The organism is Streptomyces sp. NPDC045968, assembly GCF_056430475.1.
In genome coordinates this window covers 626305-653267 of record NZ_JBWKLF010000002.1, presented here as the reverse complement: position 1 = coordinate 653267, position 26963 = coordinate 626305, and the positions used below count along the sequence as shown (strand labels likewise).

26 protein-coding genes are annotated in these 26963 nt (G+C 69.4%); 18 read left to right on the top strand and 8 right to left on the bottom strand.

Annotated features, from left to right (window positions below; genetic code table 11):
* Nucleotides 1-70 precede the first annotated feature (70 nt).
* On the top strand, nt 71-889 hold the full coding sequence (locus AC07FA_RS08555) for an SAM-dependent methyltransferase (protein WP_479074024.1): 819 nt from the start codon (nt 71-73) through the stop codon (nt 887-889).
* Between the two features lie 10 nt (nt 890-899).
* Here the strand turns inward: AC07FA_RS08555 and AC07FA_RS08550 are convergent, their stop codons facing one another.
* Together AC07FA_RS08550 and AC07FA_RS08545 are read right to left on the bottom strand one after the other, a co-directional pair.
* Nucleotides 900-2387, bottom strand: coding sequence for a polymer-forming cytoskeletal protein (locus AC07FA_RS08550; RefSeq protein ID WP_479074023.1), 1488 nt, complete (start codon nt 2385-2387; stop codon nt 900-902).
* Nucleotides 2388-2446: 59 nt separating this feature from the next.
* The gene (locus tag AC07FA_RS08545) at nt 2447-2863 is read right to left on the bottom strand and encodes a cupin domain-containing protein (RefSeq protein ID WP_479074022.1); all 417 of its coding nucleotides are present in this window, start codon (nt 2861-2863) and stop codon (nt 2447-2449) included.
* Between the two features lie 53 nt (nt 2864-2916).
* Between AC07FA_RS08545 and AC07FA_RS08540 the strand changes: the two genes are divergently transcribed.
* From AC07FA_RS08540 to AC07FA_RS08530, 3 genes are read left to right on the top strand one after another with little or no spacing between them, the layout of a single operon-like run.
* The gene (locus tag AC07FA_RS08540; protein WP_479074020.1) at nt 2917-3882 is read left to right on the top strand and encodes a helix-turn-helix domain-containing protein; all 966 of its coding nucleotides are present in this window, start codon (nt 2917-2919) and stop codon (nt 3880-3882) included.
* 45 nt (nt 3883-3927) lie between these two features.
* A complete protein-coding gene (locus AC07FA_RS08535) occupies nt 3928-4374 on the top strand; it encodes a YchJ family protein (protein WP_479074019.1) in 447 nt (148 codons plus the stop codon).
* A 43-nt stretch (nt 4375-4417) separates the two neighbouring features.
* Nucleotides 4418-5005, top strand: coding sequence for a GNAT family N-acetyltransferase (locus AC07FA_RS08530; RefSeq protein WP_479074018.1), 588 nt, complete (start codon nt 4418-4420; stop codon nt 5003-5005).
* Between the two features lie 3 nt (nt 5006-5008).
* On the opposite strand, the gene AC07FA_RS08525 is transcribed toward AC07FA_RS08530, so the two are convergent.
* The 6 genes from AC07FA_RS08525 to AC07FA_RS08500 all read right to left on the bottom strand — a co-directional run bounded on the left by AC07FA_RS08525 (nt 5009) and on the right by AC07FA_RS08500 (nt 11518).
* A complete protein-coding gene (locus AC07FA_RS08525; RefSeq protein ID WP_479074017.1) occupies nt 5009-7093 on the bottom strand; it encodes an MDR family MFS transporter in 2085 nt (694 codons plus the stop codon).
* A 55-nt stretch (nt 7094-7148) separates the two neighbouring features.
* Complete coding sequence (locus tag AC07FA_RS08520) at nt 7149-8027, bottom strand: ATP-grasp domain-containing protein (RefSeq protein WP_479074015.1); 879 nt, start codon at nt 8025-8027, stop codon at nt 7149-7151.
* 26 nt (nt 8028-8053) lie between these two features.
* Complete coding sequence (locus tag AC07FA_RS08515; protein ID WP_479074013.1) at nt 8054-9268, bottom strand: acyl-CoA dehydrogenase family protein; 1215 nt, start codon at nt 9266-9268, stop codon at nt 8054-8056.
* 4 nt (nt 9269-9272) lie between these two features.
* Entirely contained in the window at nt 9273-9746 is a 474-nt protein-coding gene (locus AC07FA_RS08510) for an SCP2 sterol-binding domain-containing protein (RefSeq protein ID WP_479074012.1), read from the bottom strand.
* Between the two features lie 97 nt (nt 9747-9843).
* Nucleotides 9844-10107, bottom strand: coding sequence for a hypothetical protein (locus AC07FA_RS08505; RefSeq protein WP_479074011.1), 264 nt, complete (start codon nt 10105-10107; stop codon nt 9844-9846).
* Nucleotides 10108-10303: 196 nt separating this feature from the next.
* On the bottom strand, nt 10304-11518 hold the full coding sequence (locus AC07FA_RS08500; RefSeq protein ID WP_479074009.1) for a PucR-like N-terminal domain-containing protein: 1215 nt from the start codon (nt 11516-11518) through the stop codon (nt 10304-10306).
* A 616-nt stretch (nt 11519-12134) separates the two neighbouring features.
* Here AC07FA_RS08500 and AC07FA_RS08495 point away from each other — a divergent pair.
* The 14 genes from AC07FA_RS08495 (at nt 12135) to AC07FA_RS08430 (ending at nt 26911) form a co-directional block, all read left to right on the top strand.
* Nucleotides 12135-13067, top strand: a complete 933-nt coding sequence (locus AC07FA_RS08495) for a hypothetical protein (RefSeq protein ID WP_479074007.1) — start codon at nt 12135-12137, stop codon at nt 13065-13067.
* Between the two features lie 161 nt (nt 13068-13228).
* Nucleotides 13229-13894, top strand: a complete 666-nt coding sequence (locus tag AC07FA_RS08490; RefSeq protein ID WP_479074006.1) for a hypothetical protein — start codon at nt 13229-13231, stop codon at nt 13892-13894.
* Between the two features lie 314 nt (nt 13895-14208).
* Complete coding sequence (locus tag AC07FA_RS08485) at nt 14209-15696, top strand: DUF6801 domain-containing protein (protein WP_479074005.1); 1488 nt, start codon at nt 14209-14211, stop codon at nt 15694-15696.
* Nucleotides 15697-16250: 554 nt separating this feature from the next.
* The gene (locus tag AC07FA_RS08480) at nt 16251-17234 is read left to right on the top strand and encodes an ABC transporter ATP-binding protein (RefSeq protein ID WP_479074004.1); all 984 of its coding nucleotides are present in this window, start codon (nt 16251-16253) and stop codon (nt 17232-17234) included.
* On the top strand, nt 17231-18076 hold the full coding sequence (locus AC07FA_RS08475) for an MlaE family ABC transporter permease (protein WP_479074003.1): 846 nt from the start codon (nt 17231-17233) through the stop codon (nt 18074-18076). The genes AC07FA_RS08480 and AC07FA_RS08475 overlap by 4 nt, the downstream gene beginning before the upstream one ends.
* Nucleotides 18077-18079: 3 nt before the next feature.
* On the top strand, nt 18080-18883 hold the full coding sequence (locus AC07FA_RS08470; RefSeq protein WP_479074001.1) for an MlaE family ABC transporter permease: 804 nt from the start codon (nt 18080-18082) through the stop codon (nt 18881-18883).
* A complete protein-coding gene (locus AC07FA_RS08465) occupies nt 18883-20190 on the top strand; it encodes an MCE family protein (protein ID WP_479074000.1) in 1308 nt (435 codons plus the stop codon). The genes AC07FA_RS08470 and AC07FA_RS08465 overlap by 1 nt, the downstream gene beginning before the upstream one ends.
* A complete protein-coding gene (locus AC07FA_RS08460; RefSeq protein ID WP_479073999.1) occupies nt 20187-21218 on the top strand; it encodes an MCE family protein in 1032 nt (343 codons plus the stop codon). The genes AC07FA_RS08465 and AC07FA_RS08460 overlap by 4 nt, the downstream gene beginning before the upstream one ends.
* Nucleotides 21215-22231: an MCE family protein gene (locus AC07FA_RS08455; protein ID WP_479073998.1), complete on the top strand. Its 1017-nt coding sequence runs from the start codon at nt 21215-21217 to the stop codon at nt 22229-22231. The genes AC07FA_RS08460 and AC07FA_RS08455 overlap by 4 nt, the downstream gene beginning before the upstream one ends.
* A gap of 1 nt (nt 22232) precedes the next feature.
* Nucleotides 22233-23354 (top strand): MCE family protein, encoded by a 1122-nt coding sequence (locus AC07FA_RS08450; RefSeq protein ID WP_479073997.1) that lies wholly within the window; start codon nt 22233-22235, stop codon nt 23352-23354.
* The gene (locus AC07FA_RS08445) at nt 23351-24505 is read left to right on the top strand and encodes an MCE family protein (protein WP_479073996.1); all 1155 of its coding nucleotides are present in this window, start codon (nt 23351-23353) and stop codon (nt 24503-24505) included. The genes AC07FA_RS08450 and AC07FA_RS08445 overlap by 4 nt, the downstream gene beginning before the upstream one ends.
* A complete protein-coding gene (locus AC07FA_RS08440; RefSeq protein ID WP_479073995.1) occupies nt 24502-25755 on the top strand; it encodes an MCE family protein in 1254 nt (417 codons plus the stop codon). The genes AC07FA_RS08445 and AC07FA_RS08440 overlap by 4 nt, the downstream gene beginning before the upstream one ends.
* Nucleotides 25752-26273 carry a hypothetical protein gene (locus AC07FA_RS08435; protein ID WP_479073994.1) on the top strand — a complete coding sequence of 174 codons (522 nt, stop codon included), beginning with the start codon at nt 25752-25754 and terminating at the stop codon, nt 26271-26273. Before AC07FA_RS08440 ends, AC07FA_RS08435 begins: the two co-directional genes overlap by 4 nt.
* On the top strand, nt 26270-26911 hold the full coding sequence (locus tag AC07FA_RS08430; protein WP_479073993.1) for a hypothetical protein: 642 nt from the start codon (nt 26270-26272) through the stop codon (nt 26909-26911). The genes AC07FA_RS08435 and AC07FA_RS08430 overlap by 4 nt, the downstream gene beginning before the upstream one ends.
* The last annotated feature ends 52 nt before the right edge of the window (nt 26912-26963 follow it).

Genomic DNA, 26963 nt, shown 5'->3' with positions numbered 1-26963 from the left:
CCGGCACATATTCTCGCCCCACGCACTGTTCGCTGTGATCGCCGACCTACGAACCCCAACGGAGCGCGATATGACCGGGCACGATCCACAGGCCAGCCATGTCATCGAGATCGACACCAGCAAGCCGCATCCCGCGCGGATGTACGACTGGTTTCTCGGTGGCAAGGACAACTACCCGGTCGACGAACAGATGGCCCAGCAGTTGCTGGCCCTGGACTCCCGTGGCCGCGACATGGCCAAGGTGAACCGGGCCTTCATGCACCGCGCCACCCGCTGGCTCGCCGGCAACGGCGTACGCCAGTTCCTCGACATCGGCACGGGCATACCCACCGAGCCCAACCTCCACCAGATCGCCCAGCAGGCCGCCCCGGACGCGCGCATCGTCTACTGCGACAACGACCCGATCGTCCTCGCGCACGCGGCGGCCCTGCTGCGCTCCACGCCCGAGGGCGCCACCGAGTACATCCAGGCCGACGCGCGCGAGCCCGGAACGATCCTCGAAGAGGCCGGCAAGGTACTCGACTTCAGCGAGCCGATCGCCCTGTCCCTGCTCGCGCTGCTGCACTTCCTGGACGACGAGGACGGCGCCGCCGAACTGGTCGGCCGGCTCGTGGAGCAGCTCCCCTCCGGCAGCTATCTGGTGCTCTCGCACACCACGGGCGACTTCAACCCGGAGGGAGCCGCCCAGGCCCGCGCCATGTACAAGGCCCGCGGGATGACGCTGCGTCCGCGCTCCCGCGCCGAACTGACCACGTTCTTCGACGGCCTGGAGCTCGTCGAGCCGGGCGTCTCGCTCTCCGCCGATTGGCACCCGGAACTCGGCGAGGTCATCGACGTCCCGGGCGACGAACCGATCCCCGGATACGCGGGCGTCGCCCGCAAGCCCTGACCACGCGCGGTCACTGCCGGCTGACGGACCGGGTGATGCCCGCGGCGATCGTCGTCGCGAGCAGCCACCCGGTCACGATCAGCAGATACGATAGCCACTGGTACCAGCCCGTCGGGTTGTACGCCTTCTCCTGGCCGAAGTCGATGATCGGCAGCAGCAGGTCCAGCGTGTAGAACACCGGGCTGAACGGCGGCGCCTCGTCCTCCTTCAGCGGGCGCGGATGGTGTGCCGCGTACGCCACCGCGCCGGCGAGGAGCAGCGAGAAAAGCCAGGCGGCCGCACGGACCGGCCGGAAGCCGTACCCCACCGTGGCGTCCTGGAGATACCCCCAGACCCTCGCGTACCCGGGCAGTGTCCCGCGGTGCCGGCGCTGCTTGGCGAGGAGCACCGTGCGGGCGGCGTCGTCGTCACCGATCCGGCGGTACGCCGCCGTCAGCTGCTCGTAGGCGTAGGGCGCGTAGCCCTCCACCTCGCGTTCGAGGAGCGGCAGCCGCCGCTGCGCGGGCAGATGGGGGAGCAGTGAGGTGTACGTCAGTCCGTCCAGCCGGACCTCGGGCGGCCACACCTTCGGGTCGGCGTGGATGAGGTCGATCTGGGAACGCCGCAGATTCACCCCGCCCTCGATCGGCTCCGCCTCCCGGAGCCACAGCTCGCCGACCACGCAACTGCTCGCACGCAGCGCGACCCCGCCCGGATGCGAGAGCTGGGCGTACGCGAAGTTCAGCTGGCCGGGGATGCGGGCCCCGCGCACATTGACGCGCCCCTGTACGCGCATCCGCATGCCGCGCACATCGGAGCCGACCGTGACGTTCTCCGCCTGAAGGGCCGTGGCTCCCGGATTCACCAGCACCGCGTCGTCGAGCTGGATCTGTCCGGTGACCGCGGCCCCGTCGATCCGGACCTCGCCGTGCACCTCAAGCCGCGGCCACCACAGATCGTCCTCGGTGACGGCGTGGTTCAGCTGGAGCACCGGCTCCTCGTTCGGGGCGGTCGTGCCGTCGGCGTGCACCCCGATCCTGGTCCGGTCGAAGAACACCGCCCGCGTGATCCGCGCGCCGCCGAGCCGCACAGGGCCGGGAATCCGGCAGCCGGTCAGCCGCAGCACCCCGTCGACGCGCAGCGTCGCCGCGTCCAGGCCCGGCAGCACCGAACCGCTCAGATTCAGCTGCCGCACCTGTGTCCCGTACAGGTTCGGGGCCGCCTCGAAGGAGCAGCCGGCCAGCAGCACCGCGCACTCCGCCACCGCGTACCGCACGTTCAGGGCCCCGGAGATCCGCGCGCCCCACACCCGCAGGGCGGACACCTCGCCCTCCGCCTGTTCCCCGGCGAGGAGCAGCGCCCGGAGCACCTCGGCGCGCACGGTTCGCTCGGTGCCCCAGTCCGCCCCGCCCTCCGGGTCGTCCTCGTCCGCCACCCCCGTACGGAAGTCGACGAGAGCGCCGCGCGGGAAGGCGTCCCGGACGCGGCGCTCGGCGGGGGTCAGGCCGGTGATCTCCATCGGCGGGACTCTGTCCCGCCACCGGTCACAGTGTCAACCCCGTTCCTCGGCAGCCGCGTTCAGAGGGTGAGCGCGTGCCCGGTCGTCGCGTCGACATGTTCCGGGACCTCCTCGTGGTCGTCGCCCACGGTCAGCGTCCCGGAGGGTTCGAAGAGCATGATCGAAGCGCCGTCCGCCGAGCGCGGCTTGTGCCAGGTGCCCCGGGGGACGACGAACACGGCGCCCCGGCGAAGCGTGACGGACCGCTCCCCGCCGTCCTCGCGCAGCCCGATGTCCAGGGAGCCGTCGACCACGAGGAAGAACTCGTCCGTGTTCTCGTGCACATGCCAGACGTGCTCGCCATGGACCTTGGCGACCCGTACGTCGTAGTCGTTGACCCGGGTCACGACCCGCGGGCTCCACAGCGCGTCGAAGGACCTCAGCGCGTCGTTCAGCAGGATCGGTCCGGCCGGGGCCGGTGCGGTGTCTTTGCTCATGCCACTCATCCTCGGCCCTGGCCCGTGGTGCGCGGGAGTGCTAGGAATCGCACATGGCGAAAGAATCCTCGCACCGGGTCGTCGTGATCGTCTCGGCCGGCTCCAACCCCTTCGAGCTGGGTGTGGCCACCGAGCTCTTCGGCCTGCGCCGCCCCGAACTGCCCGTCCCCTGGTACGCGTTCGAGCTCTGCGCCGCCACCGCCGCCGTACCCATGCACGCAGGTTTCTTCCAGCTCTCCGGAGTCGCCGGGCTCGACGCGGCCGACCGCGCGGACACCGTCATCGTGCCGAACCGCCCCGACCCGGAAGCCGCGCCCGACCCGGCCGTCCTCGACGCGATCCGTCGCGCCGACGCCCGTGGTGCCCGGCTGGTCAGCTTCTGCACCGGCGCGTTCACGCTCGCCGCCGCGGGCGTCCTGGACGGCCGGCGCGCCACCACCCACTGGCGATGGGCCGAGGCCTTCACCGCGCGCCATCCGCGGGTGCGCCTCGACCCCGGTGTCCTGTTCGTCGAGGACGGCCGGGTGATCACGGCCGCGGGCAGCGCCGCCGCGCTCGATGCCGGCCTCCACATCATCCGCAGCGACCACGGCGCCGAGATCGCCGCCGCCGTCAGCAGGCGTCTGGTCTTCCCCCCGCAGCGCGACGGCGGTCAGCGTCAGTTCGTCGAACACCCGCTGCCCGATCCGGCCGGCTCCTCGCTGGGCCCGCTCCTGGAATGGGCGCAGCAGCACCTCGGCACCGGGCTGAGCGTGACCGGACTCGCCGCCCGGGCCGCCGTCAGCCCCGCCACCCTCCACCGCCGCTTCCGTGCCCAGCTCGGCACCACCCCGCTCGGCTGGCTCACGGAACAGCGCGTCACCCTCGCCCGCCGCCTTATCGAGCGCGGCGAGGTACGCCTGGACGTGGTCGCCAGGGCCAGCGGTCTCGGCACCGCGACCAGCCTGCGCACCCAGCTCCGCCGCCGCACCGGCCTCACTCCCGGCGAGTACCGTGACCGCTTCGGCCCGGCCCGCTGAGCGACCGCCCCCGCACCCCACAATCCCGCAGGTCACAATGGAGGCATGTCACGACGCACCTCCCGCCCGCGCCGCCCCACCGGCACCGGAGCTCCCGTACCGCGGATCACTCCGGAGTCCCCGTGCCCGTGCGGCCTGCCCGCGACGTACGCGGCCTGCTGCGGGCGCCTGCACGCCGGCGCCACCGCCCTGACCTGCGAGGCGCTGATGCGTTCGCGGTACACCGCCTTCGTCGTCCAGGACGCGGGGTACCTGCTCCGCACCTGGCACCCCGACACCCGGCCGCCGGCGGTCGACTTCGATCCCGGGATGCGCTGGGTGCGCCTGGAGATCCTGGACACGACGGAGGGCAGCCCCTTCCACACGACGGGAACGGTCACCTTCCGCGCGCACTACACGGACGACGGGCGCCCCGACTCGCTCCACGAACAGAGCCGCTTCGTCCGTCACGAGGGCGACTGGGTCTACGCGGCGGCCGTTTTCGTCGAGTGAAAACCGTTGTCCCGGGCCGCACACCGGACCGTACGATCCGTGCATGAGCGAGGACACGGCTGAGCGGGACACGGTACGAGATCTCTGCTGGCGCGGCCGGAACGTCGCCTTCACACCCCTGGAGACCGACGACGCCGAACTGATCCGGCGCTGGCGCTTTGATCCGGTGAACGCCCACGCGACCGGGGTCTGGCCGGGTTCGCTGTACGAGCTCCGCGAGCGCATCGAGCGCTATCTCGACGACACCAGCCGTGACGACTTCCTCGTCCTCCTCCCGGACGGCACCCCCATCGGGCACATCGCCCTCACCGACCAGCAACTGGCCGAGGGTTCCGCGGAGGCCTATCTGATCCTGGCCCCGGAACACCGGGGCGAGGGCCACGGCGCGGACGCCCTCGATGCCCTGACGGACCTGGCCTTCGGTGAGCTGCCGATCCAGCGCGTCGAGGCACAGACCCACACGGACAACACCGCGGCCCTGAGCGTCCTCGCCGGAGCGGGCTTCGTCCACGAGGGCGTGCGCCGCTCCGCGTGCCTGCACCGGGGGCGCCGTCACGACCTCGCGCTCCTGTCCCTGCTGCGCCCCGAATGGGAGGCCCAGGACCGTCCGAGGTCCTGGGACCGGGTCTGAGGGTCACACCGAGGCGCCCACCCGCGTCGATCCGCGCACCGCGGGCGACAGTTCCTGCGCGAGGTCCTCGGCCAGCAGCCGCTTGGCGATCACGTCGACGGCCGCCCGCAGCTGACGGTCGTCCGGGCGCGCTCCGTCCTCGGCCAGGCGCGCGTTGAGCCAGCCCGCCCAGGCGTCGGAGATCGTCGCGGCCTCCCGCCGGCCCGCCGCCGTGTGGGCGAAGAGATGGCCGTCCCCGGAGAGATAGCCCTCCTCGATCATCCGGTCGAAGACGGGCACCAGGACCTCGGGCGGGAGGCGGTGCCGGGTCGCGATCAGGCCGAGGCCCGCATGGCCGACCATCCTCGTGAACAGGTCGACCTGCATCACCGCCCAGGCCCCCGCCATGTCGAGCCGGGTGTCCGACTCCGCGACGATCCGTCTCGCCGTGGCCGGGCCGGCGTCGTGCAGGATCTTGGCCACCGAGAACTCCAGCAGCCTCGCCGAGTCCCCGGCACCGGGCTGGGCGAAGCCCTCGCCCATGTCCGTCGAACCGGCCCGCGCGGAATCCCGGAGCTTCACCTGCTTCAGGAAGAGCGCCACGACGAAACCGATCAGGGCCACCGGCACGGTCCACAGGAACACCGTGTGCAGCGTGTCCGCGTACGCCTGGGCGAGCGGCGCGGACTGCTCGGCGGGCAGGGCGTGCACGGCCTGCGGGTTCTGCGAGGCCAGCGCCAGAGTGGCGGGATCACCGCCGGCCCGCGCCGCCTGGGCCACTCCTTCGGCCAGGTTCGGTCGGAGCGCGTTGGCGTAGATCGTGCCGAAGACCGCCGTTCCGAAGGCACTGCCGAGCGTACGGAAGAACGTCACGCCCGAGGTCGCCGTGCCCAGGTCCCCGTAGTCGACGGTGTTCTGTACGGCGATCGTCAGCACCTGCATGGCCAGACCGATGCCGAGCCCCAGCACCAGCATGTACACCGACTCCAGCCAGACTCCGGTGTCCGGACCCATCCGGGAGAGCAGGTACATCCCCACCGCGATGATCAGTGTGCCCACGATGGGGAACACCCGGTACTGCCCGGTCTTGCTCACCACGTTGCCGCTGAAGATGGAGGCGGCCAGCAGGCCGACGACCATCGGCAGCGTGCGCACCCCCGAGAGCGTGGCGGAGTCCCCGTCCACGTACTGCAGGTACGTCGGCAGGAAGATCATGGAGCCGAGCATCGCGAAGCCGACGATGAAGCTGAGGATCGAGCAGACCGTGAACACCGGATTCCGGAACAGCCGCATCGGCAGCATCGGTTCCCTGGCCCGCGCCTCCACCAGGCAGAACAGCGTCAGGGCGATGATTCCCGCCACGAACAGGCCGATGATGGCCGGTGACCCCCAGGCGTACTCGTTTCCGCCCCAGCTCGTCGCCAGGATCAGTGCGCTGGCGCCGATCGCGACGAGCGCGATCCCCGTGTAGTCGATGACGGGGCGTCCGGCCGCCCTCACCGACGGAATGTTGCGGGCCGCCGCGATGACCACGACGATCGCGATCGGCACGTTGACGTAGAACGCCCAGCGCCAGGTCAGATGGTCGGTGAACAGCCCGCCCAGCAGCGGTCCGATGACCGTGGAGATCCCGAAGACCGCACCGATCGCGCCCTGGTACTTGCCCCGTTCGCGCAAGGGGATCACATCGGCGATCAGCGCCATCGACGTGACCATGAGACCGCCCGCGCCGATGCCCTGCATACCCCGCCAGATGATCAGGAGCAGCATGTCCGAGGCGAGACCGCACAGGAACGAACCGGTGATGAAGACGATCGCCGAGACCTGGAAGACCAGCTTGCGCCCGAACAGGTCGCCGAACTTGCCGACCAGGACCGTCGCCACGGTCTCGGCCAGCAGATACGCGGTGACCACCCACGACATGTGGGAGGCGCCCCCGAGGTCCGAGACGATCGTGGGCAGTGCCGTTCCCACGATCGTCTGGTCCAGGGCGGCCAGCAGCATGCCCAGCACGATGGTCGCGAACACGATGTTGCGTCGGCGCGGATCGAGCACGGGCGGCGCGGCGGCACTCTGCGCGGCGGGGGCGGTCTCGCTGGCAGTGGTCACGCTTGCACCCTCACACCCGCCCCGGGGCGGCGCATGCGGGGAAGGACCGGACGGGTCAGGCCAGCAGAGCGCGTACGGAGGCCTTCATCCGGGCGACGAACGCCTCCCGGACCTCCTCGGGAATCCGGTCCAGCGAAAGATACGGATTGAGATCCTCCAGCTCGACGAGGAGCAGCTCACCCTCCGGGGTCCGGCAGGCGTCGACCCGCTGGATGCCGTGCGTGAGGCTGTTCCACCGGATGAAGGTCTGGGCGAAGACGAGATCGGCCGCGCTCGGCTCGTACGGCTCCAGCACCCAGCGCCGCTCGGTGTCCGGCGCGTACAGGGCGTACTGGAAGTCGTGGTCGATGAAGTAGAAGGACACCTCGTAGCGGAAGCCGATCCTCGGCTGGACGAGGAGCGTGCCGTCCGAGCCCTCCGGCAGTACGGGCTCCGGGGTGAAGAACAGCCCGACCGAGTCAGCCCCCGCCTTCGGCTTGACGGCGTACTCCGCCGCCTCCGGCAGCAGCCCGAGATCCGCCGCCCGGTCCACGGTGGGGATCACCGGCAGGCCGGCGCGCGTCATCTCGACCAGATACTGCTTGCCCGCCATGTCCCCGCGGCCGTCCAAGGGGTTGTAGACCGGCGTCCTCAGCTCACGTGCGCGGGCCCGGAAGGCGTCGTACGCCTCCTGGTAGTGCATCACCGGACCGCTGTTGCGTATGACCACGGCGTCGAAACCGTCCAGCATGGCCGCGGCGTCGCGCGGGTGGCAGACCACGACGTCGAACTCCTCCCGCAGCCGCCGGCTCAGGAAGACGTCCTCGTCGCAGTAACGCCGGCCGCGCGCCTCGTAGGTGTAGTCGGTGACATAGAGGACGGTGGGGCGACGACCGGCGGGTGCGGTGGACAAGGCGTTCTCCTGGGGTGTGGGAGCGGACGTGCTGTCCGGCATTCTCTCCCTCCCCGAAACGGCGATGCTCAGCGGATATGACGTCCGGAGACCGCCCGCGCGATGACGAGCCGCTGGATCTCACTGGTCCCTTCGAAGATCGTGTAGATCTTGGCGTCGCGGTACATCCGCTCCACGGGATGCTCCCGGCTGTATCCGGCGCCCCCGAGGATCTGGACGGCCTTCTCGGTCGCCGACACGGCCAGTTCACCGGCGCGCAGTTTGGACATGGAGCCCTGGCCGGCGTCGAAGGACCGGTCGTTGCGGGCCATCCAGGCGGCCTGCCAGATCAGCAGCCGTACGGCCTCGATCTCCGTACGGATGTCGGCCAGGGCGAACGCGATCGACTGGTTCTCGATGATCGGGCGGCCGAAGACCTCCCGCTGCCCCGCGTACTCCAGCGCGTATTCGTACGCGGCCCGCGCGATGCCGAGCGCCTGCGCGCCGACGGTGGGGCGGCTGACCTCGAACGTGGCCATCGCGGCCTGGCCCTTGGTGTTCGTACCCTCGCGCGCCCTGGCCAGCCGGGCGTCCAGCTTCTCCTTGCCGCCGAGCAGGCAGTGACCTGGTATCCGGACGTCGTCCAGGAACACGTCCGCGGTGTGCGAGGCGCGCAGCCCCAGCTTCTTGATGGTGCGCCCCGCTTCGAGGCCCCCGGTGCGCGGCGGCACGACGAACGCGGCCTGGCCGCGGGCGCCGAGCGCCGGGTCGACCGACGCCACCACCACATGGATCTCGGCGATACCGCCGTTGGTGATCCACGCCTTCTGCCCGGTGAGCACCCATTCGTCGCGGGCCTGGTCGTAGCGGGCCCTGGTCGCCAGGGCGGACACGTCGGAGCCGGCCTGGGGTTCCGAGACGCAGAAGGCCGCGACCTTCGGGTCGGCCTCGTCCCCGTAACACTGCGGTACCCACTCGGCGAGCTGGTCCGGAGTGCCGGAGGCGAAGATTCCGGCGACGGCGAGCGAGGTGCCGAAGAGCGCCATGCCGATTCCGGCGTCGCCCCAGAAGAGCTCCTCGTTGGCGATCTGGAGGGAGAGCCCGCTCGGATCGCCGTACATGTCGGCGAGCGATTCGAATCCGTACAGGCCGATGCGCGCCGCCTCCTGAATGACGGGCCACGGGGTCTCTTCCCGCTCGTCCCATTCGGCGGCCGCGGGGCGGACGACCTGGGCGGCGAAGCCGTGCACCCAGTCGCGCAGATCCTGCTGCTCCTCGGTGAGCGCGAGAGAGAAGTAACTCATCGGCTCAGGCCTTCGGGATGTCGAAGTAGCGGGTCAGGCCCGAGGCCAGACCGACGTCACCGGCCACCTTCAGCTTGCGCAGCATGAACATCGTCACGGGATTGCCGTTGCCGGAGACGAGCTTGAGGAATTCGGCGTCGGCCATCACCAGGGTGGTGCGGGGTTCCGCGTCCGAGCGGCCCTCGCGGACGGAGCAGCGGCCCTCGTCGATCGAGGTCTCGAAGACCTCGTCGCTCTCGCCGGTGATCTTCCAGCGGATCAGGGCGGTGAGCTGCCCTGCGGCCTCGGGGCGGAACTGCTGCTTCATCCGGCCGAACACCGCGCGCAGCACGCGGGCGCGCAGCTCGCCCCGCATGACCTCGCCGAGCTGCTGGGCGGACAGTCCCTTGACGATGCGCGCGAACTCCTGGGGGGACACGGCCGCGAAGTCGAGTCCCGCCAGTTCGGCGGTGAGGTTGCCGGTGCTCTTGTCGGCCACGCCAGTTCCTTACTCCGAAGTAAACTTACTTTTGAGTAAGGTAAGTGCCGCGCGGTCGCTCCGCAAGCGTCCGGCCGGCCGGCGGTGGACAGAGGGCTCACCAGGCGGAGCCGGCATGCACGGCCAGCATCGGGTGATAGGCGGAGAGGACCTTGTTGGCCCGGGCCAGGTCGGAGAGTGCCTGCTCGCGGTCCGCCTGGTCCTCGATGCCGAGGCGAGGTCCGCGGAACCTGCGGACCTCGCGCGCGGCGCAGTCGGCGTCGAACTCCGCCTGGAGGATGTGCGGGGGAGTGCAGGACCCGATCAGTGCGGCGACCCGGTCGGGGATCGGTACGGGGACGAGCAGATGCGAGGCGGTCATGTGGGGTTCCCTCTCGGATGGTTGGCCAGGAGGCGGTGCGTGCGGCCGCCGGGGGGCGGCCGACTCCTCCATGTGTACGGGACGCGGTTCCAGGTTTCTCGTTGAGTACGTCTCCGTGTCGCAACCGTTTGGGACTGACCGTCTATTTCGCCTTACTTGTAAGTAAGTTGACCTGTGGCCGAAGGCGTGATCCGCCTCAGCCCGGGTCGCGCTCGCTGCGGGCCCGCAGCCGCAGGGCGCGCAGCACCGCCTCGGTGGAGAACCGGGCCTCCGGGTCGACCAGTTGTTGACCGAATATCGACTCCAGGCTGCGCATGCGGTACCGGACCGTCTGGGGGTGGACCCCCAGCAGTTCGCCCATCTGGGCGGCCGTTCCACGGGTGTCGAGCCAGATGCTCAGGGTCTCGATCAGCCGCTCCCGGCGGGCCGTGCTGATCCCGCCGACCGGGGCCAGTTCGCGTTCGGTGAGCTGATCGAGCAGGGCCGGGTCGGAGAGCAGCCACAGGGTGGTGAGGTGGTCCTCGCAGCGCACGAAGGGCGCGTCGTCGATGACGCCCGAGTCGACGAGTTCGAGCACCCGGCGCGCCCAGCGGATCGAGTCCGAGGCGAGGGCGGTCGGGACCGTCAGGCCGATCGCGGCCCGCGCGGTGGGCAGGGACTGTTCCAGCATGAGTCTCCGGGCCTCGTCGAAAGGCCCGGGGATCAGTAAGTGCGGCTGGGGGTCGCTGAGATCGGCCAGGATGTCGCGGTCGGCGTTGAACCGGTCGAGGCCGGCCGGGGCCCGGATGGCGACCAGGGTGACCTGTTCGGGCAGCGCCCACCCGGTCTGCTCGCACAGCTCGGCGATGGCGGTACGGGGGACGGGACTCCCGGCGAGGACCAGATGCAGGAGACGACGGCGCATCGCCTCGCTCTGTTCGCCGGACTGCGACTGGGCTTCGAGAAAGCCCTCGCGGGAAAGCGATTCCAGTTCATCGATGTACGCGAACACGGCGTCGGCGAAACTGAGCATCAGCATGGGCGAGAAGTTATGGGTGCGGCCGACCTTCTTCGCCCGCCGCAACGCCACTCGGGCGCCCAGCCGGTAGGCGCCCTGGAGCGTGTCCATGGTGCGGCCCTCGTACGCTTCGAAACGGCCGAAACGGCGGCACATGTCGTCCCGGAGCGTCGTCGAGGTGGTCGGTTCGGCGACCAGGTCGACGAATGAGGCGAGGCTCTGTTCCACGCCCACGCGGATGGCCTGACCATTGGGACCGTCAAGTAGACGAGCGTATTCCGGATAGGCCCGGGTGACCTCGACGCCGATCTCCTTGATCAGGCTCGGCAGTTCGGGACGCATGATCGCGGCGAATTCCTGGGGGAGGGGCCCCAAGGGGTCTCCGATGTCCAACGGCTGTATGAGATGTGGCATGACGTGTCCCCTTGCTCTCGGCGCCCGGTGGTGGGGTGAGGCGGTGGGGGGAAAGCGCTCCCACGAACCGACAGGTGCGTACCAAGTCCGCGACGAAGATAGACCAAGTCAAGGGCAGTGCCCACTACTTGGACAAGATCGGACTGCGGGGGGCACACATCTCGGCCGCGCCGCGGGAACTTCGGCAGGGGCGTGATGGGAGCGCTTGTTTTCGGGCAATGCGTTTCGGCCGCCGCCCCCGGTCCGCCGGCTGCTGAACGTCCCTGTGGCTCCGGCCCCGCTCTCCCGTTCCGTGTACACCGCCGGCCGGGTTCTTGATCCGGGAGGGGTGCTCTTTTCCCCGTCCGTACGCACCCGTTGATAATGCGGGCACACTCAGGTGCTCATTTCTCTATTAAAATCCGGGCCCTGAAAAAGATCTTAAGCCGCAGGATTGTGTCGCCCTGTTTCCCGTGAGTAACATCACGGCTTGGCTAATTAGGGCGCGAAATCTGCCCGAAATTTGCCGCTCAGATCTTCCGGCTGCTGGAACGTCACGCGCCGACGTGCATTGCCGAAACCGATCGCTCCGAGCACAACGCCGTCATCACGTCGGCACGTCAAATGAGGGGACGACATGAGATCCGTGTCCAACAGAACGCGTGTGGGGCTGCTGGCAGGCTTCACGGCGTTCACCGCCCTGCTCTCCACCGGTACGGCCACCGCGGCCAGTCAGCTGAACGGCCACTGGGCGCCGTTCAACCGTTGCCCGGTGGATGCCCCCGCCATGCTGGCGGCGGACGGTGTCACCGACATCGCGACCTGCATCTCCTCCAGTTCCGCGAGCGGCTCCATCAAGCTCGGCTCCTCACAGGTGCCGACCACCAACACCGACCTGCAGCTCGGAGTGATCCAGCACAGCGACGGCACCACCACGCTCGTGCCGCCCGCCGAGGGCGCCCTCGTCGCCGATTCCGCGGATATCCCGGGCGGTCTGCTCGGCATCATGTGCCCGAGCGGGATTCCCTTCATCTCGGGAATCTGCCGGCAGCTCACCGACGTCAACCTGAACCGTGTCACGGCCACCATCGAACCGGCAGGCGCACCTCGTGACTTCAATATGGCCGCGGCGTTCTCGGCCGGTGAGCCCATTCTCACCATCCCGGTGCGCATCCACCTGAAGAACCCGTTCCTCGGTGACAAGTGCTACATCGGATCCACCTCGGACCCGGTCCTGCTGAAGCCGCAGAACGCCACGGCGCCTTCGCTCTCCCTCCAGCAGTTCGAGGGCGACGGGACCCCGAGCGAGTCCGGTGCGATGGGCCGTTACACCTTCTCCGGGGCCAACCAGGCCGACACCGCCTTCGCCGTCCCGGGTGCCACCGGCTGCGGAGCCGGCCTCCTCAACTGGGCGGTCAACCTCAAGACCGGGCTGCCGTCCGCCTCGGGCAACAACAACGTGAAGCTGAACAACACCTCGACGTACTTCGCGAGCCCCTACGACCCCGCATCCCTGGCCCCCGACGAGGGCAAGGCGTTCTCGCAGTTCTGGCACTCGGCGGTGAAGTAGGACGCCGGATGCCGGTGCCACGTTCTCTCTTTCCGCGAGGTCCGCGGAAGGAGCATCGGAGATCAGCGCGACTGTCGGTCCTGTATCGAGCGCATCTGGGAATTCCGCAGATGCCGCCCACGCGAAAATCGCTCAATTCCCCAAGGAACAGGAGAAGTTTCATGTCCAAGCGAACCCGCATTCTCACCGCAGTGGGCGCCGCGGCCGCGGCGGTGGCCCTGGCCGCGCCTTCCGCCGTCGCCGCGCCGACCAGCTGGACCATCACACCGACCGGAGCGTTCACCGGGAGCGCCGGTCTCACGGTCCTGACGGACAACAACGGCAACAAGATCCAGTGCGCGTCGTCCGCGGCGGGGGGCTCGGCGCCCACGTCCCCGGTCGCCGGCAGCCCCGCGAAGCTCGCGAACATCACCTCCATCTCCTTCAACTCGCCGTGCACCGGTCCGTTCAGCAGCACCTGGACCGTGACGACCAACGTCTCGCCGGCGTGGGAGATCTGGGGTCTCGACTACGCGGCCGGTGCGGGCACCAACAGCACCGGACAGGTCACGGGAGAGATCCGGGCGATCAAGGCGACCGTGAGCGGCACCAGCGTGCTGGGCCCCTGCACGTTCAACGTCACCGGCAAGGTCGCGGCCAAGTACAACAACCCGACGAGCGGCGGAGCCAACGGCACCCTCAACACCAACGGTGGCGGCCTCACGCTGACCATCAGCAACAAGGTGGGCGGCGGCTGCGGCATCGTCGGCGCAACGGCCAGCTTCGCGGGCCTGTACACCATCGTGAGCACCGCGACGGGTAAGTCCCCGGTCATCGTCGGAACCTGAGCGACCCCCGATGACCGCCCGTAGGTGAAAGAGGTGCCCGGCCGCCCGCATCCGGCGGCCGGGCACCCGCACGGAGCCCGCGGGTGCGCACGGATTGACAACTCGACGGCCCCGTCTTGTCACGCGGCGCCAAAGTCCGTACGCCGTCGTGCCGATTACACGGTCAGCTCTTCCCAAGGGATTCCGGCGTGCGTACCGTACCCGCCGGTAGAGACCGTGCTCCATCTGTCTGATGGGCCGTTGCCGAGTGGTGGACCCCGGTTGAGCGGACCCCGGCGACAACGGGTCCACGCGTGCCGGAAGGACTCAACTGCATGACTGTCGACCCGCGGGCCGCAGCGAGGCGCCCGCTCCACCTCGCCGTGGGCGGGGCGCTCGTGGTCGCTACCGCCCTCATTCCGAGTGCCGAATCGGCGGCCGCCCCCCAGAAGTCAGAAGTCCTGCTCTCCTACACGTGCTCCTTCCCGTCCGGAACGCAGGAGATCGATGTCCGGGTCTCCGCCGAGCTTCCGACCGCCGTGCGGACGGGGGAGAAGATCCAGCCCGAGGGGGTCTCGGTCGAGGTGGACCTGCCGCAGTCCTCGCTGAGGCAGTTCGTCGAGACGGGGGCGGCCACCGTCTCGGCGGTCGCGGAGCTGACGGTCCGCCACACTCAGGGGGACGAGTCGGCCGACGCTTCCTGGAAGGACCTCAAGGCCCCACCGGTGCCCGTGCCGGCGGAAGGCGGAGCGGTACTCGTCGCCACCGGCGAGGTGCCCACGGTGTCGTTCGGCAGTCCGGGCCGCGCCACGATGGCGCCGGTCGGCCTCGGCCTCGCCTTCACTCCTCTGACGGCCGAGGGCGCTGCGACCACACCCCCCGGGCTCGCCGTCCCGTGCGAGCCGGCCGGTGAACAGGAGAGCACGCTCGGCGCGATCACGGTCCGCGGGTCCACCGACCCCGTCGTACCGGGACCCGCCACGAGCAGCCCGGCACCGCGGCCGGAAGAGCCCCCTGCGACGGCCGGGCCCGGCCTCTCGCCCTCTGCCAGGGAGAGGATCGAAGGGCTCATGGACCGACGCCGGGACGCCCTGGACGACGATCCACCGTCGAGCTGCCCGGTCGAGATTCCGCCCGAGTGGGTGATGACGACCGCGGAGGCGTACGCCGCCGGTTACGCGAACGCCGTCAAACTCGACGGCGCGACCGCTCTGGGCCCGGCCTTCATGAAGGTCGTCCTGAACAAGCGGTACATCGCCGACGGATGCGCCAGCACCATCGACGTGACGTCCGCGGTGGACTTCGACCACAAGGGGAAGAGGCAGCTCCCGCCGAGCAAGGCCACGTTCCTCACCTACGGCTTCATGCCGACCACCGCCACCATGGTCCTCGAACAGGTGGGAGACCCCGCCCACGTCCACAGCCATACGGTGACCGACTCCCCGGCCTGGCCCGAGGAGACCACGATCACCGCGCAGCTCTCGATGCGGCTGTACGACGTCGAGGTGAACGGGGTCCCGCTCGACGTGGGGCCGAACTGCCGCACGGCCAGACCCTTCGAGCAGGTGCTGAGGGGCTACGGGCAGAGCTACCCGCGCTTCGGATATCTGGTGGCCTTCGGCGGGCCCCTCACCGGATACGCCCATATCCCGCCGTTCGAGGGGTGCGGTGTCGACGAGGACCTCGACGCCGTCTTCACGGCCGCCGTCTCCAGCGTGGGCAAGAAGGCGGACAACTACACCAAGATGATGCAGGCGCCGCTGTGCGTGGCGACGAATCCGGGAGTGAACTGTCCGCCTGCCGTCCCCAAGCCCGAGCGCTGAACACCCGCTGTACCGAAGAAGCTCTTCCGGGCCGTCCGCCCGGAAGAGCTTCTGTGTTTCTGACAGTTTTCCTTTGCCGATCACTCACTCACTGACAAAGAATTCGGGTCCCGGCGCAACGTTCGAGGAAAGTATGTATCCAGTATTGCGCAGTCAGGTTACTGGCCCGTAGCGTCCCGGTTGAGCAGATCGGAAGCATGTCCCCACCTGCTCGTCCGATGTACGTGGGACTCCTGGGCGCACCCCTCTTCGGGCCAGGAACTCCCGCCGTCGGGGTCCCGCGGCTCCGGCCCCCCCGGGCCGCGGGGCCCCGGCACACACGGAGTTGCTTGCGCAGATGACGACAAAGCCGTGGAGCGGGGTTGTCATTCGGTGACAAGTGATCCGCGCCGAGATCCATGTCCGACGATTTCCGCTGTTCAACGGCTTGTCCTGGCGGTTTCTGCGGACATAACGTGCGCCTCCTGGTGCATGTGCGACGAACCGCCATTGGTTTTCTCAGAGCCGGAGTGCTGACAGATGACGTCGTTCACCTCAACCTCGAAGGAGGGCCGATGGGAATCGAAGTAGTCGTCGAAGGCCTGACCAAGTCCTTCGGAAAGCAGAACATCTGGCAGGACGTCAGCCTCACGCTGCCGGCCGGTGAGGTGAGTGTCATGCTCGGTCCTTCAGGAACCGGAAAGACCGTGTTCCTGAAATCCATCATCGGTCTTCTGAAGCCAGAACAGGGCCGCGTCCTCATCAACGGCGTCGACATGGTCAACAGCCCCGAGCGGGACATCATGGAGACCCGGAAGCTTTTCGGCCTCATGTTCCAGGACGGCGCTCTTTTCGGCTCGATGTCGCTCTTCGACAACATCGCTTTCCCCTTGCGTGAGCACACCCGCAAGAAGGAATCCGAGATCCGGCGCATCGTCATGGAGCGGATCGACATCGTCGGACTGCTCGGCGCCGAGGGGAAGTTGCCCGGCGAGATATCCGGCGGAATGCGCAAGCGCGCCGGCCTGGCCCGCGCACTCGTCCTCGACCCGCAGATCATCCTCTGCGACGAACCGGACTCCGGACTCGACCCGGTCCGTACCGCCTATCTCTCCCAGCTGCTCATCGACCTCAACGCCCAGATCGACGCGACGATGCTCATCGTCACCCACAACCTCGACATCGCGGCCACCGTCCCGGACAACATGGGCATGCTGTTCTGCCGCAACCTCGTCACCTTCGGGCCGCGTGAGGTGCTGCTCACCAGTGATGTGCCGGTCGTCTCGCAGTTCCTCGCCGGGCGCCGGGAAGGCCCCATCGGCATGTCGGAGGAGAAGGACGCGGCCACCCTCGCCGCCGAGCAGGTGAACGGGAACGGATACGGTGCGGGGCCCCGCACCGTCGTACCGCAGCTGGAGCCCTCGCCCGGTATGCCCGTACGGCAGGCCGCCCTCCGCCGACGCGAGCGGGTCATCTCCATGATGGGCCAGCTGCCGGAGGCCGCCCGTACCGCGATCCTGAACAGCTACACCCCGACCGTGGGCGGTGCGCGCCCATGACCGCTCCGCTGCCGGTGCGGCCACCCGAGCCGCCCGCCGAGAACGCGCCGAAGCCGCCCGGACAGAGGCCCCCGACGCGGCTGCTCGCCCCGCTGCGCGAGACCGGGAAGCTGTTCGCCCTGACGGCCGCGGTGACCCGGGCGATCTTCCGCAGGCCCTTCCAGATGCGGGAGTTCATCGAGCAGTTCTGGTTCATCGCCAGCGTCACCATCCTGCCCGCCGCCCTCGTGTCCATCCCCTTCGGCGCGGTCATCGCCCTTCAGGTCGGTTCGCTCACCGAGCAGCTCGGTGCCCAGTCCTTCACCGGCGGCGCCAGCGTCCTCGCCGTGATCCAGCAGGCCAGCCCGCTCATCGTGGCGCTGCTGATCGCAGGCGCGGGCGGCTCGGCGATCTGCGCCGACCTCGGCTCGCGGAAGATCCGTGAGGAGCTGGACGCGATGGAGGTCATGGGCGTCTCGCCCATCCAGCGCCTCGTCGTCCCCCGCGTCCTCGCCACGATGCTCGTCGCCGTCCTGCTCAACGGCCTGGTCTCGGTCGTCGGCACCCTGGGCGGCTACTTCTTCAACGTGATCATGCAGGACGGCACGCCGGGCGCGTACCTCGCCAGCTTCTCCGCGCTCGCGCAACTGCCCGACCTGTACATCAGCGAGTTCAAGGCACTGATCTTCGGCTTCATCGCCGGCATCGTCGCCGCCTACCGCGGACTCAACCCGCGCGGGGGTCCCAAGGGCGTCGGCGACGCGGTCAACCAGTCCGTCGTCATCACCTTCATGCTCCTGTTCTTCGTGAACATGGTCCTCACGACGATCTACCTCCAGATCGTCCCCGCGAAGGGGAGCTGACCGATGCCGATGCTCAGCTGGCTCGACAAGTCGGGCGACCACCTCACCTTCTACGTACGGGCGTTGGTCTGGATCCCGCGGACCCTGCGCCGCTATCTGAAGGAGGTCCAGCGGCTCCTGGCCGAAGTGGCCTTCGGCAGCGGCGGCCTCGGGGTCATCGGCGGCACCGTCGGCGTGATGATCGCGATGACCCTGTTCACCGGCACGGTCGTCGGCCTCCAGGGATACGCGGCCCTCAACCAGATCGGCACCTCCGCCTTCACCGGCTTCATCTCCGCCTACTTCAACACCCGCGAGATCGCCCCCCTGGTGGCGGGACTCGCCCTCTCCGCGACGGTCGGCGCGGGCTTCACCGCCCAGCTCGGCGCGATGCGGATCAACGAGGAGGTCGACGCCCTCGAAGCGATGGGCGTGCGCTCCATGCCCTACCTCGTCACCACCCGGATCATCGCGGGCGTGGTCGCGATCATCCCGCTGTACGCGATCGGGCTCCTCTCCTCGTACGTCGCCTCCCGCTACATCACGGTCCTCTTCAACGGCCAGTCCGCGGGCACGTACGACCACTACTTCGATCTCTTCCTCTCCCCGGACGACGTGCTGCTCTCGGTGCTCAAGGTGCTGATCTTCAGCGTCCTGGTGATCCTCGCCCACTGCTACTACGGCTTCCACGCCACGGGCGGTCCCGCCGGAGTGGGTGTGGCCGTGGGCCGGTCGGTGCGCAACGCGATCGTGCTGATCAGCGTCACCGACTTCTTCCTCTCCCTCGCCATCTGGGGCGCGACGACGACGGTGAAGGTGGCCGGCTGATGAATACCCAGAACGTCCGGACGGTCCGGCGCAGACTCGCCGGAGTCACCTTCCTGCTCGTGCCCGCCGTGCTCGTGTGGGTGTCCGTCTCGGTGTACGAGAAGGACTTCACCGACAGCGCCACCGTGACCGTACGCACCGGCTCCGTCGGCAACGAGATGCACGACAACGCCGATGTGAAACTGCGCGGCGTCGTCATCGGACACGTCCGCGACATCGCGGCCGAGGGCGACGGCGCCAGGCTCACCCTGGACATCGAGCCGGAGAGGCTCGGACAGATACCCGACGACGTCACCGCCCAGATGCTGCCCACCACACTCTTCGGCGAACGCTTCGTGGCGCTCGTCCCGCCGCCCATCCCGTCCAGCCGGGCACTGCGGGCGGGAGCCGTCATTCCGCAGGACCGCTCCAGCAACGCCATCGAGCTGGAACAGGTCCTCGACAACGTCCTGCCGCTGCTGACCGCGGTGAAGCCGGAGAAGCTCTCCGCCACCCTCAACGCGGTCTCCCAGGCGCTCGAAGGGCGAGGCGACAAGCTGGGCGACACGCTCGTCACGCTCGACGCGCACCTGGCCGAGTTCAACCCCCAGCTCCCCACCCTCAACGCGGACATCAAGGAGCTCGTCAAGGTGAGCCGGGTGTACGGGGATGCCGCGCCCGACGTCCTGGACGCGCTCACCGACTTCACCACCACCAGCTCCACCATCGCCGAGCAGCAGGCGGAACTGGCGGATCTGTACGGGTCCACGACCGCGTCGGCGCAGGACGTCACCGCTTTCCTCCGGAAGAACCAGGACAACCTCATCCGGCTCTCCGCGTCCGGCCGGCCGACCCTGGAACTGCTGGCGCGGTACTCGGACGAATTCCCCTGCACGCTGCGGACCATCGCCGGATTCATCCCGGCCATGGACAAGGCGCTCGGCAAGGGCACCAAGCAGCCCGGACTTCACGTCACGGTCAAGTCCGTACCGTCCAAGGGAAAGTACGTGCCGGGCAGGGACGCCCCGGTCTACGACGCGACCGGCGGACCGCACTGCTACTCGGTGCCGTACGTCGGCAGGAGCGTGCCGACCGCCGACGCCCGCGGGGCGGACGCTTCCGGCGACGCCACGGACGGCCCCCCGGACACCGGCGGACTCCCGGCCACCCCCGACACCGCCCTCGGTATGCCCAACTCCCCGCAGGAGTCCCGGCTCGTCAACGAACTGGTCGCTCCCTCACTGAAAGTCCAGCCGCAGACCCTGCCCGACTGGAGCAGCGTGCTCATCGGTCCGGCCTTCCGCGGTGCGGAGGTGAAGCTCAAGTGAAGCGCCGCTCCCTCGCGGGACCGCTCGCGAAATCGATCGTCTTCGTACTGGTGACCGTCCTGGCCACCGTCGCGCTGGCGTTGTCCATCGCCAACACCGGCGTGGGGGACACCACCACGTACCGGGCCAGGTTCACGGACGCCACCGGACTGATCGTCGGTGACAGCGTCCGGATCGCCGGAGTCGAGGTCGGACAGGTCGAGTCCATCGAGGTGGCCGACAGGCGGCTGGCCGAGGTCGGCTTCGCCGTCCGCAAGGGGCGCAGGCTCCCCGCCTCCGTGACCGCCTCGATCAAGTACCTGAACATGGTCGGCCAGCGGTACATCGACCTCGACCAGGGCGTCGGACCCGTCGGCGAGAGCTTCGCGGCCGGATCGACCATCCCGCTCTCCCGCACGACCCCTGCCCTCGACCTCACCCAGCTCTTCAACGGCTTCCAGCCACTGTTCGAAGGGCTCTCCCCGCCGGACGTCAACCAGCTCGCGGGTTCCATCGTCCAGGTGCTCCAGGGCGAGGGCGGCACCGTCGACAGCATCCTCCAGCACGTCGGCTCGCTCACCAGCACCGTGGCCGCCAAGGACAAGGTGATCGGCCAGGTGATCAAGAACCTCAACACCGTCCTGAAGACGGTCAACGACCGCGAGGCCGGCTTCAACGACCTCGTCGTCACCCTGGAGAAGCTCGTCACCGGCTTCGCGGGCGACCGCGAGCCCCTGGGAGAAGCGGTCACGGCCATGGGCGCGCTCACCACGGTCACCGCCGACCTGCTCGACGACGGCCGCAAGCCGCTCAAGGACGACATCAAGCAACTCGGGCGGCTCTCCGACCAGTTGGTGAAGGGCACACCGCAGATCGAGAACTTCCTCCAGAAGACCCCGGCCAAGATGGCGGCGATCGGCCGCCTCACCTCGTACGGCTCGTGGCTCAACCTCTACCTCTGCGAAGCCAAGGTCGCCGGGGTCACGAACGACGACGGCAGCGCGCCGCCCACCGGCATCGCGATCACCCAACCGAGGTGCCTGGCATGAGAATCACACCCGTACGGGAACGCAACCCCGTCGCCGTCGGCCTCGTCGGACTCCTCGTCCTCGCGCTCGTCGGGCTCGCCGCCTACCGCGCCGACTCGCTGCCCTTCATCGGCGGCGGCACCACCTACAGCGCGGACTTCACCGAATCGGCCGGGCTCGCCGACGGCGACGAGGTGCGGATCGCCGGCGTGAAGGTCGGTGAGGTCACCGGAGTCTCGCTCGACGGGAACAGGGTGAAGGTCGAATTCGAGGTGAAGGACGCCTGGATCGGCAACTCCTCCACCGTCGGCATCGCCATCAAGACCCTCCTCGGCGAGAAGTACCTCGCCGTCGACCCGCTGGGCGACGCCCCGCAGGACCCCGGCTCCCGCATCGCGGCGAGCCGCACCACCTCCCCGTACGACGTCACCCAGGCGTTCAACGGACTCGGCGAGACCATCGGCGAGATCGACACCGCCCAGCTCGCCAAGAGCTTCGAGACGATCTCCGCGACCTTCAAGGACTCACCGCCCGACGTCCGCAGCGCGGCCGACGGCCTCTCCGCACTGTCCAGGACGGTCTCCGAGCGCGACGCCCAGCTCGTCACCCTCCTCAAGGGCAGCAAGCAGCTCACCAAGACCCTGGCCGCCAAGAAGAGCAGCTTCGAAACCCTGCTGGAGGACGGCAACCTCCTCCTCGGAGAGATCCAGGCGCGCCGCGACTCCATCCATCTGCTGCTCACCGGGACCCGTGATCTGGGCACCCAGCTCACCGGAGTCGTCGCGGACAACAACAAGCAGCTGAAGCCCACCCTCGACTCGCTCGGCAGGGTCACGGCCGTCCTCGTGAAGAACCGCAAGAGCCTGGACAAGGTGCTGTCGCTGACCGGTTCGTACAACCGGCTCGTCGGCAACACGCTCGGCAGCGGCCGGTGGTTCGACAACTACGTCTGCGGGGTCGTCCCGAAGAACTACCTGCCGCCCCAGAACCCCGAGGTGCCCGGATGCATGCCTCCGAAGCAAGGCGGCCACTGACATGAGACTCACGCGCACCGTCTCCATCGGCGCCGGACTCGCCGTCGTGGCCGTCGCCGCCGCCTCCGGAGTGATGGCCCTGGAGGAGGAGGGGAAGACGACAGTCACCGCCTACTTCGACCAGGCCACCGGGGTGTACGCCGGATCGGATCTGCGCATCCTCGGCGTGAAGGTCGGCACCGTCGAATCCGTCACGCCGCGGGGCGAGGAGGTCAAGGTCACCCTGCGGCTCGACGAGGGCGTCAAGGTCCCCGAGGGGGCGCACGCCGTCGTCGTCGCCCCGAGCCTCGTCGCCGACCGGTACGTCCAGCTCGCTCCCGCGTACGACGGGGGAGCGCAGCTCGCCGACAACGCGGTACTGCCCGCCGCGAACAACGCCACCCCCGTCGAGGTCGACCAGCTGTACGCGTCCATCACCGAGCTCTCCACGGCGCTCGGCCCCGACGGAGCCAACGCCGACGGAGCGCTGGCCGGACTCCTCGACACGGGGGCGAAGAACCTCGACGGCAACGGAAAGGCCATCGGGGACTCCATCGAGCAGTTCGGCAAGGCGACGAAGACCCTGGACAAGAGCAGCGGAAACCTCTTCGACACGCTCTCCTACCTCCAGACGTTCACCACGATGCTCAAGGAGAACGACGGCAACGTGCGCTCCGCCGAGCAGCAGCTCAACTCCGTCACCGGCTTCCTTGCCGACGACAAGAAGAACCTCAGCGCGGCGCTCAAGGAACTCGGCACCGCCCTCGGCCAGGTCAAGACCTTCATCCAGGACAACCGCGGCGCACTCAAGAAGAACGTCGACGCCCTCGTACCGCTCACCCAGTCCCTCGTCGACCAGCGGGCCTCGCTCGCCGAAGCCATGGACACCCTGCCGCTGGCCGCCGGCAACGTCCTGAACGCCTACGACCCGGCCAACCGCACACTCAACGGCCGGACCAACCTCAACGAACTCTCCATGGGCGGCCCCCTGGTCGACGGCGCGGCCGGCGCGACGGGGCTCGCCGGTCTCCAGCCGGTGGACACCGACCGCCGCAAGGAACTGCCCGTGCTGCCGCTCCCCGAGATCGGCACCGTCTACGGCACCCCCGAGAAGACCACGACGCAGAAGGGGGCGAACCGATGAGCCGTGCCCTCCGCAGACCCGGACCCCGCACGACCGGCATCGCCGCCCTGCTCGCCGCCGGAATCGCGGCCACCCTGGTGGTGACGACCGTCGACGTACCGACGTTCAGCGGCATCGACCAGGTGCCGCTGCCCGGCGGCGCCGACCTCGGGGACCATCCGTACGAGATCACCGCGGAGTTCGGGGACGTCCTCAGCCTCGCCCCCCAGTCCTCGGTGAAGGTCAACGACGTCGCGGTCGGGCGGGTCACGAAGATCTCCCTCACACCCGGCAGCTGGACCGCCAAGGTCACCATGCGCCTCAACGGGAAGATCGAGCTCCCCGAGAACGCGTACGCCCACCTGGAACAGTCCAGTCTCCTCGGCGAGAAGTTCATCCAGCTCTCCCCGCCGGCCGCCGGCACCGCCCGGCGCACCCTGGCCGACGGCGGCCGGATTCCGCTCGACCGCACCAACCGGAATCCGGAGGTCGAAGAGGTCTTCGGCGCCCTGTCGATGCTCCTCAACGGTGGTGGGATCAACCAGCTCAAGACCATCACCACCGAACTCAACAAGGCACTCGCCGGGCAGGAACCACAGATCCGCTCGATGCTCGGCCGCGTCGACACGCTGGTCACGAACCTCGACGACCACAAGGAGGACATCACCGAGGCACTCGACGGTGTCAACCGCCTCGCGGCCACCCTCGCCACCCGGAAACAGGACGTCGGGACCGTCCTCACCGGGCTCAGCCCCGGCATGAAGGTCCTGGAGAAACAGCGGGGCTCCCTCCTCACCATGCTGCGTTCGCTCGACACGCTCTCCACCGTCGCCGTCGACACGATCAACAAGAGCAAGGCCGACATGATCGCCGACCTCAAGGCCATCGCCCCCACCCTCCAGGCCCTCGCCGACTCCGGCCAGGACCTGCCCGACTCCCTCCAGGTGCTGTTCACCTATCCGTTCACCGACGAGGTGCTGCGCGGGGTGAAGGGCGACTACCTGAACGTCTATCTCGATGTGACGGCGATGCCGGGCACCCAGATCATCCCGGCGCTCACCCCGGACGATCCCCAGCCCCCGCCGCAGCCCGCGCCCGGCGCCCCGTCCGGTGCGGCGCTTCCGCTGCCCCTCCCGTCCGTCCCGGAGACCTCGCAGAGGAGCGCACGATGATCACTCGCGGGGTCCGGCTGAAGAACATCGCCTTCCTGCTCATCGCCGTCCTCGTGCTCGGCTATCTGGGCGTGCGGTACGCGGACCTCGGCCACTACGTCGGACTGCGCGGCTACTACACCGTCACGGTCCAGCTCCCGCAGACCGGCGGCCTGTACACGCACTCCAACGTGACGTACCGCGGGGTGTCCGTGGGCCGGGTCGGGCCGATCGAGCTCACCGACGACGGTGTCGAGGCGGAGCTGCGCATCGAGGACGACGCACCGCCGATCCCGGACAGCCTGCGCGCCGTGGTCGCCAACCTCTCGGCCGTCGGCGAGCAGTACATCGATCTCAGGCCCACCCGCGAGGACGGGCCGTTCCTCGGGAACGGCTCGGTCATCGACGAGGCGGACACCACCATCCCGGCGCCTCCCACCGACGTCCTCACCAGCGTCAACGACCTGGCGAGCTCGGTGGACCTGGAGAATCTGCGCACGGTCGTCGACGAGTTCGGCGCCGCGTTCAACGGACGCGGCGACGACCTCCAGGTCCTCCTGGAGACGGGGAGCGAGTTCGTCCAGGCCGCGGACGACGCCCTGCCGGTCACCACGAAGCTGATGACCGACGGGGAGACCGTCCTGCGCACCCAGGCCGAGGAGGGTGAGGCCCTCAAGGGGTTCGCCTCCGGGGCCAGGGAGCTGGCCGCCGAGCTCAAGGGCTCCGACACCGATCTGCGCAGACTGATCGCCGCGGCGCCCGACGCCGCCGGACAGATCAGCGGACTCCTGCGCGACCTCGACCCGAGCTTCGGAGTGGTGGTCGCCAACCTCCTCACCACCTCCGAGGTGGCCGTCACACGCCAGCGCGGCCTGGAGGAACTCCTCGTGAAGCTCCCGGCCGTCGCCGCGGCCGGGGCGAGCGCGGTCGACGAGGACGGGGCGAGGTTCGGTATGTCGGTCACCTTCTTCGAGCCGCTGCCCTGCACCGCCGGATACGGCGGCACGGCCTACCGCAACGGCCTCGACACCAGGCCCGCCGCCCCGGTCAACACCAAGGCCCGCTGCACCTCCTCGCCCGGCACCGGAATCAACGTCCGGGGCAGCGCGAACGCCCCCAGGGGAGGCCCCGTGCCCGAGCCGGTCAGGCCCGGCACACTCATGGGAGCCGGAGCGGACGCTCCGCTTCCCGGCGCACTCGGCGCAGCCGCCGTCACCCGGCCCGAGGCCCACGGCATGGCCGGCCTGCTGGGGCTCGGAGGCGGCCGGTGAAACGGCGTCCGAGGAACGCCGCCGGCTGGGCCGCGCTGCTCGCCGCCGTACTGATCTGCGCACTCGGCGGCTGGTCCTACGCCCAGGCGCGGGGCGACGACACCCTCGCCTACGCCAAGGCCCGCGACGCCGCGCTGGCCGACGGGAAGCGTCACATCGCCCGGCTCACCAGCCTGGACGGCAGGAACGCCGGCAGTGTGAAGAGGGGGCTCACGGCCTGGCTCGGATCGTCGACCGGTCCGCTCCACGACCAGCTGGAGCGGACCCGGAACAAGGACGCGAGCGACCTGACGAAGTCCGGAGCCACGGCCCGCGGAAAGGTCACCGACGCGGCGCTCACCACGCTCGACGAGCGCGCCGGCACGGCGGCGCTCATCGCGACCGTCGACGTCGAGGTCAGTCCGCGCACCGGAAAGGGCGGCACCCAGCGCAAACGCTTCGAAGCCACCCTCGCCCGGACCGGGGACGGCTGGAAGGTCACGGCGCTGACGGCGATCCCGGTCGGCGGCGGCGCATGAACGAGAGGGCGGGGACGGCGACAGTGGGCACCGGCGTGGACACCGAGGACACCGAGGTCAACGAGGCGGTGGACGCGGCGCGGGCCGCCGGGCCGCCGGCCGACGACACGGAGGACGGGAGCGGGGCACACGGGCCGGGCCGCCGGTGGGCCAGGATCGCCGGCGCGGCCCTGGCGGTCGCCCTGCTCGTCGCCGGTGGTCTGCTCTTCACCGAGGGCCGGCAGCTGCGCGACACCCCGGCGACGTCCAACCGGGCGCTGACGGACACGGAAGCGACCACCGAGGTCACGGGGGACGTCAGCAACGCGCTCGGCAGGGTGTTCTCCTACAGCCCCCGGGCGACCGCCGCCACCAAGGCGTCGGCGAAGGAGGTGCTCGCGGGCAAGGCGCTCAAGCAGTACGCCGCGCTGTTCGGCCAGGTCGAGAAGCAGGCGGCCGACCAGAAGCTGACACTGACCAGCCAGGTCGTTCGGGCCGGAGTGACGCGGCTGACGGCACGCAGCGCCCATCTCCTGGTCTTCCTCGACCAGGTCTACGAACGCCAGGGCAAGGCGCCCACCACGGCCGCCGCCCAGCTCTCCGTCTCGGCCGAACTCCGGGACGGACGCTGGTACATCGTCGAGATCACCTCCCGGTAGCGGGGCGGCATCCCGCACAGGCGCACGGCACGCGACTCGGAACGGACCAGAT